The sequence below is a fragment of the Teichococcus vastitatis genome (assembly GCF_003604215.1).
Classification (GTDB): Bacteria; Pseudomonadota; Alphaproteobacteria; order Acetobacterales; family Acetobacteraceae; genus Pseudoroseomonas; species Pseudoroseomonas vastitatis.
The window spans coordinates 1-5844 of sequence record NZ_QXGS01000080.1; the positions used below are offsets into that span (position 1 = coordinate 1).

6 protein-coding genes and 1 pseudogene are annotated in these 5844 nt (G+C 61.7%); 4 read left to right on the forward strand and 3 right to left on the reverse strand.

All coding sequences use genetic code 11. The features are described from left to right. Positions 1-794, reverse strand: a 794-nt coding sequence (locus tag D2K64_RS24760; RefSeq protein WP_162306240.1) for a PAS domain-containing protein, incomplete at its 3' end; no start/stop codon positions are given. 1078 nt (positions 795-1872) lie between these two features. Between D2K64_RS24760 and D2K64_RS22630 the strand changes: the two genes are divergently transcribed. The 4 genes from D2K64_RS22630 to D2K64_RS24770 all read left to right on the forward strand — a co-directional run bounded on the left by D2K64_RS22630 (position 1873) and on the right by D2K64_RS24770 (position 5011). Continuing rightward, positions 1873-2925, forward strand: coding sequence for a replication protein RepA (locus tag D2K64_RS22630; protein ID WP_120010642.1), 1053 nt, complete (start codon positions 1873-1875; stop codon positions 2923-2925). A gap of 306 nt (positions 2926-3231) precedes the next feature. After that, positions 3232-3402, forward strand: a complete 171-nt coding sequence (locus D2K64_RS24765) for a hypothetical protein (protein WP_157986058.1) — start codon at positions 3232-3234, stop codon at positions 3400-3402. A gap of 645 nt (positions 3403-4047) precedes the next feature. Beyond that, complete coding sequence (locus D2K64_RS22635) at positions 4048-4656, forward strand: ParA family protein (RefSeq protein WP_120010643.1); 609 nt, start codon at positions 4048-4050, stop codon at positions 4654-4656. Next, on the forward strand, positions 4649-5011 hold the full coding sequence (locus D2K64_RS24770; RefSeq protein WP_157986059.1) for a hypothetical protein: 363 nt from the start codon (positions 4649-4651) through the stop codon (positions 5009-5011). Before D2K64_RS22635 ends, D2K64_RS24770 begins: the two co-directional genes overlap by 8 nt. Before the next feature lie 334 nt (positions 5012-5345). Here D2K64_RS24770 and D2K64_RS24775 read toward each other — a convergent pair whose 3' ends face one another. Both D2K64_RS24775 and D2K64_RS24780 read right to left on the reverse strand, forming a co-directional pair. After that, on the reverse strand, positions 5346-5588 hold the full coding sequence (locus D2K64_RS24775; protein WP_157986060.1) for a hypothetical protein: 243 nt from the start codon (positions 5586-5588) through the stop codon (positions 5346-5348). Positions 5589-5628: 40 nt separating this feature from the next. Then, a pseudogene (locus D2K64_RS24780) lies at positions 5629-5844 on the reverse strand (hypothetical protein); the annotation flags it as partial.

Sequence of the window (5844 nt, forward strand, 5' to 3'; positions counted from 1 at the left end):
TTGACAATGGCAACCATGTATTGGGGGCGACCAGCTGAGTCGCGCGTTGCGGAGACGTAGTTATTGACCCATACAACCGTGCCATCTGGCCGGACGTAGCGCTTCTCGAGCGAGAAGGGTTCGCCTGTTTTGGCGAGGCGCGCAAAGAGAACGGCATTGGCCGGCTCATCCTTGGGATGGGTGATATCCTGCATCCGCTTGCTCAGGAGGGCATCTCGATCCTGGCCGACAATGCTGCAGTAACAGTCGTTGACGAGCAGAAAACGCCCTTGCAGATCTGTTTGGGCAATGCCCACGGCCGCTTGCCCGATGAGGTTGGACAGCCGCTCCCGGTGTTCCCAGAGTGCCTCCTCGGCCCGTCTGCGGTCGGTGATGTCGAGGGCCGAACACAGCACTCCGACGACGCTTCCGTTTTCATCACGCGCTGGTTCCAGAGACGCCAGATAGACCCGGCCCTCGCCAACCGCACTGAACTGGTTACCTTGCAGTTCGAGATCGAAGACCTGCTCGCCGCGCAGTGCCTGCCGCAAATGTGGCTCGAGTTGTTCAGCAACACCCGGCATGACCTCGGTGGGCGTACGGCCGATATCTGCCACCGCAGATCGCCCCGTCATCTCCGCCATCCGGCGATTGAGGCTGACGAAGCGCAGATCACGATCGAGCAGACAAAGACCAACTGGTACGACGTCGTAAAAGGTACCTAGAGCAGCAGGCGACTGGTTGTCGTCTCTGACAGCAGGATCGGCGCTCCCGCTCCTCACAAACCGCGACGTCATAGCGATCAGCAAAAGCATTGGGCGCCTTCTGCGCGTAAGTTCATAATGCGAGACATACCGACCCAGGATCATGTTAGACAACCTGAGATTGCGGTATTCAAAACCAGCAGCCTGTCTTTACTCTTGCCTTCTCCTTTGATGTTGCATCTTCTATCCGATAAACTGCGCTTACCGGATTGGAATCTGCAGATGCCCGCTTTTGACGCGAAGGCTCGCTTTACCCTTGAGCAGCGTGCTGGCTGAGGGGCCTAGGCAGCAGTGCCGCATTGTACAGGATCTCCCGCTTATCGACGGCGCTCCTATCCTTCGTTCTTAACGAACAGGAGGAACGACGTCGAAGCATTCACCTTGTCCTCCTTGCCGTCGGTGTCGCGTAGGCCCAGACGCCGCTGGCTCCCACACCGCCTCTTCAGGTGCGCGAGATCGGCAGCATGCACGTCGGTGGTCAGGCCCGAGCCCTGGACGGGCTGCCGTTGCGCGAGGGGCAAGCAACGGAGGTTCGGCGTGCCTGGAGCGTTGAAGGCTTCCAGGCCGCCCCTGCGGAAATAATAAAGGATACCTTAGCGCGTCTTCATCAGCACCGAGTGGCCCAGCTCCTTCACGCTTCGGCAGCACATCAAGGCCAACGAAATCTGCAAGCTAGCCTTCGCCGGAAGTGCATGCTCCGAGTCGCCTGCCTGAAGCACTTACCTCATCCCGCGCCAAGCGGCGCACCGAACTTTTCCGACGCGCCGCCCGAGGCCGTCGAATTTTCCCGGCCTCCCTCGGCAGGCTAGAAGCCGATTCGGAGGGTCGGATTGCCGAACTTTCCCGACCCCTTCTCCGGCTAGTTCGCTGCGAGCTGGAATCACCAGGCTGCTGCCTAGCACCGCCATGCCGAACCTTCCCGACCGGATCAGGAAAGACAAAATCAACAATGTCAAAGAGGTACGAAGATTATCCCCCGAACCTTCCCGTACCATACTATCAAGTCCTAAGAATCTAATTCTTTCTATTGCAGTTGGTCGGGAAGGTTCGGAAAGCGGTCGGGAAAGTTCGGTCTTTCCGGGGCGGCTCGGAGCCCGGCATCTTGACCACGATGCATTGAGGAGTTGCGGTGGCCAAGCAGCAGGACATGTTCGCCGACATCGTACCGGACCCAACACCAGTCGATCCCTCGGCCACCGTCCACGACATCCTACGCACCAAGGGCGGGAAGCGCGGGGCTGCCGCGTTCGCTACAAGGTCGATGCCTGAAGCGGGTCGTCGCGCACCGGTCGACCTGCTGGCAGGGCCGAGGGGGCCGCGCATCATTGCGGCCGCAGCCGAAACCGCAGAGTCCCTCGCGACCACCGGCGTTCAGGAGGGCACGGCAGGGTACGTCTACAGTGGCTGGTGCATGCTCGGCCTTCCCTACCGCCGTCCGAAGGGGGCCGCGGAGCAGGCTTGGCGCATTGACACCCCATACGCCGCCATCATCGTCGAAGGTGGCTCAAAAGCGATGGACAGCGGTGGCGTGCAAAATGTCGGCGTGCCGTTTGGGGCGTACGCCCGCGTCATCCAACTGGCGATCGGCTCCGACTGCCTCGAGCGCGACACGCGCGAGATCGAACTCGGGAATACGGCCTATAACGTACTGCGGCGCCTCGGCCTGCCGGATGGCGGAAAGGTGGCTGACTCGGTGCTGGAGCAGCTCGAGCGCCTCGCGCGCTGCCGGGTGTCTTTCCGGATCGGCTCGGACACGAAGGGCTTCGTGGTAAACGACCGCATCGTCGAGGCTTTCGAGTACGACACCGATAACAGCCGACCATTCATCAAGCGGCTGCGGCTATCTCAAGCCTATTATGACAGCCTGCGGAGGCATCCGGTTGCCATCGATCGCGACGCCGTTGGCAGGATCCGCAACTCCGCAATGGCGCTCGATGTCTACTGCTGGCTCTGCTACCGCCTGCCAGCCCTCGAGGAAGACACGCCAATCTCCTGGGCTGCCCTGCGTGCGCAGTTCGGGCACGGGGTCGGCGCTCTGAAGCACTTCAAGGGACCGTTCGCCGAATCCTTGGAGCTGGCGCGGTCGGTCTACCCCGCTGCTCGTTTCGAGGTTGTCCCGCAAGGAGTCGTGCTGCGCCCCTCCCCACCTCCACGCAACCGCCGAGGCCTGGCGGCGGCCTGACAGTCGGGAAAGTTCGTCCACCTTCCTCATTGTCACCATGCCCGGGCGGACATCATCTCCTCAATCCGGGTGGTGTGGCGGGAATTCACCCGCTCTGCTCAGGCTCCTTGATCCCAGCGGCAGCCGATCGAGAGTGGGCAGGTCGTCTCCCGCCCAGACCGGGCGTTTAGCGCGTCCATAGGCGCGCATCGCCTGATGCGGGCCGCACAGGGTCCCAGGTGGCCAATATCATCCCCTGCCGGCGAAAGGTCCGCAAGCGTCACGCCGACCTTGAACCAGCGCTATCCCGACCGCCAGCAGGCGCAGATGAGCGAGACCATCTCAACGATCGGCGCGCTCGAGTGTGCGGCTGCCGCCTCCCGCAGGCCCAGCCAGTCGAGCACCAAGCAGCCGAAGCATTCGGGTGCCGCGATGGACTTCCGGGTCGGTGACCTCATCGACAGCTACAGACAGGACGCGCCCCTCAGCGGGGTCTGAACACACGCGCCGACGACGGCCAACAAGTCTCGCGCCTGCTCCCCGTCAAGGGCAGCGAACTCGGCCACACTGCGGCCGCCGCCGAACTTCGCGCAGTTCTTGGCGAGGCATCACACGTCGTTGCAGAGCCGGTGATGAGCCTGGAAGCCATCGGCGCCGTCAGCGATATTGGCTCCGCCAGGCTGTCCGCCGTGTCACACTGACACGGCGGACCAGCCCAGCAGGACCATCGCTCCTAGCCCACGGCACGGGACACGATCCAGCCCGGACTATCCACCTACCGCGTGCGGCTGGTTCTGAAGCCGCCCCCCCTCCGCAGCGGCCTGGCAACCCTTTTCACATAGGCGGCTTTACAGATTTTTGTATTTTTGCACGTATGGAAATCTGTTCGGCCCAGCAGTTGAATGTTGCCATGCTACTGCCTTCACCTCTGCCAGTATGTACGCCTATCAATCTGCCCGTCTGTACCTTTGTGCGGACAACCTGGTAACTGTATATAATCTCGGACATTCAGACTTTCATACGTATGAAAGCATGGATCGTTAAATTATATAATTTCTCGGGCATATGTGATTTTATAAGTCTGCAAGTATAGGTTTCTGTACGTATGAAAATACGTACGTTCATGTGACTGAAAGGACGCGAATGATCGTCACAGTGCTGTCCGCAAAGGGCGGTGTAGGCAAGAGCACCACGGCCATTCACCTCGCCACCTTCTTCCACACCCGCGCCCCGACCCTTCTGGTCGACGGCGACGGTATCCGCAGCGCCACCAAGTGGAGCCAGCGCGGAGACGGGAAGGGGTTGCCATTTCCGGTGATCGGTTATGCCGAACTGGCTCGTGCCGCTCGGAACTACACGCACATCATCATCGACACCGAGGGCAACCCGGCCGATGAAGACTTCCGGGATGCGGCCAAGGGCAGCGATGCGCTAGTGATCCCGGCCGTGCCGGAGAGCGTGGCCACTGACGGCCTCACCCATACGCTGGCCAAGCTGCACGAGATGAGCAACGACCGCTACCGCGTCCTCCTGACCATGGTGCCGCCCAGGCCGCGCACGGAAGGGGCGCAACTCCGACAGATGCTGACCGAGCAGGACATCCCCGTGTTCAAATCGGAGATTCCCCGGCTTGCGGCTTTTGAGAAAGCGGCGGCGGAGGGAGTGCCGGTCTACGGCGTGAAGGACGACAAGAACTCCCGGCGGGCGTGGAAGGCCTACGAGGCCGTCGCTCAGGAACTGCTTGATGGCTGAGCGCAAGTTCGCGGCCCTGGCCAACCTGCGGCGGCCGGACCCGCTACCGCCCGAGCCTCCGCCCGCAATGGCTGAACCGGTCCAGCCTGCGGTCGAGCAAGCGCACCCCTCACCTGTGCCGCTACCGCCACCCACTCCGGTTCGCGCCTCACCGCCGGTCCTTGTTGAGGCGGGGAAGGGGAGGGGCCGCCCGCCTGGAAAGCGCAGCGATCCCGATTGGGCTCCCCGCACCATCCTGATGCGATCCAAGACCCATCGCCGGGTCTCGATCATGCTACTGGAACGTGATGACGGTCCTGATCTTTCTGAACTCGTGGATCAGCTGCTGACAAACTGGCTTTCCAAACAGACATAAGGACAGACGTTTAGATTTTCATACGCACAGAAATACAGACGAACGTAATTTAACGGGTTGGGTAGTGAGATCATACAGGGCAGGGCTGGAATAGCGGTGCTGCCTCCCAGGATTCTAGCGAAGGCTGGCGCTTTAGCCACTCGGATTGAGTTGGAGCTGCTACCCGCAAGCGCCGGCATCGCACGAGCCGGCCCCTCCGTCCGCCGACCGACGCTGAGCCGCCGCCGCCGCTAGCTGAGCGCCAGCGTCGCGACCATGACGGCACCGACGGCCGCTGCGTAGGCAACGGCGCCGGCCAGCACCTGCAACCAGGACCGATCGTTCCAGAGATGTGTCATGGAGTTTGGCCCTCCGTGAAGATCGGCATAGCTAATCCGCCGTCGTAAACGGTGCAGTCCGGTACCCGCACAATCTGCGCAAGCGGGCTGATCGGTGTTTCACGGCCCAGCCGCGCGCCCGCCTGGAGCAGAAGTAGCTCAAATTCGGTGAACGGATTATCGGATGAATCAGAAATCCTGTTTTCTATGAAGATCACCGATTGATCGATGCTGGGTCTGGTTCCGCTGAACCACTGCACAAGGCTGGCTGCTTGGGCAGTCGACCGTGGGAGGCATCGATCAGTCCAACCGTGCACCCGAGATGCGGACAAGTTCCGCCTTAGCCGCGAAGTCCGCCGCCACCATTCGCGCCGACTCCTCAGGAGTGGCCGCCTGCACGGTGTAGCCGTTCGGAAGCAGGTGCCGGTCACGGATCATCGGCTCCTCCAACACCGCGGCCACATCCCGTTGGAGGCGTGACAGCAGCGCTTCGGGCGTGCCCTTTGGTGAGAAAAG

What these genes read in the sequence shown, in the direction of transcription:
- D2K64_RS24765 (WP_157986058.1), top strand. Translation starts at nt 3,232, where the DNA reads ATGAGCGAGACCATCTCAACGATCGGCGCGCTCGAGTGTGCGGCTGCC.
- D2K64_RS24770 (WP_157986059.1), top strand. Translation starts at nt 4,649, where the DNA reads ATGGCTGAGCGCAAGTTCGCGGCCCTGGCCAACCTGCGGCGGCCGGAC.
- D2K64_RS22635 (WP_120010643.1), top strand. Translation starts at nt 4,048, where the DNA reads ATGATCGTCACAGTGCTGTCCGCAAAGGGCGGTGTAGGCAAGAGCACC.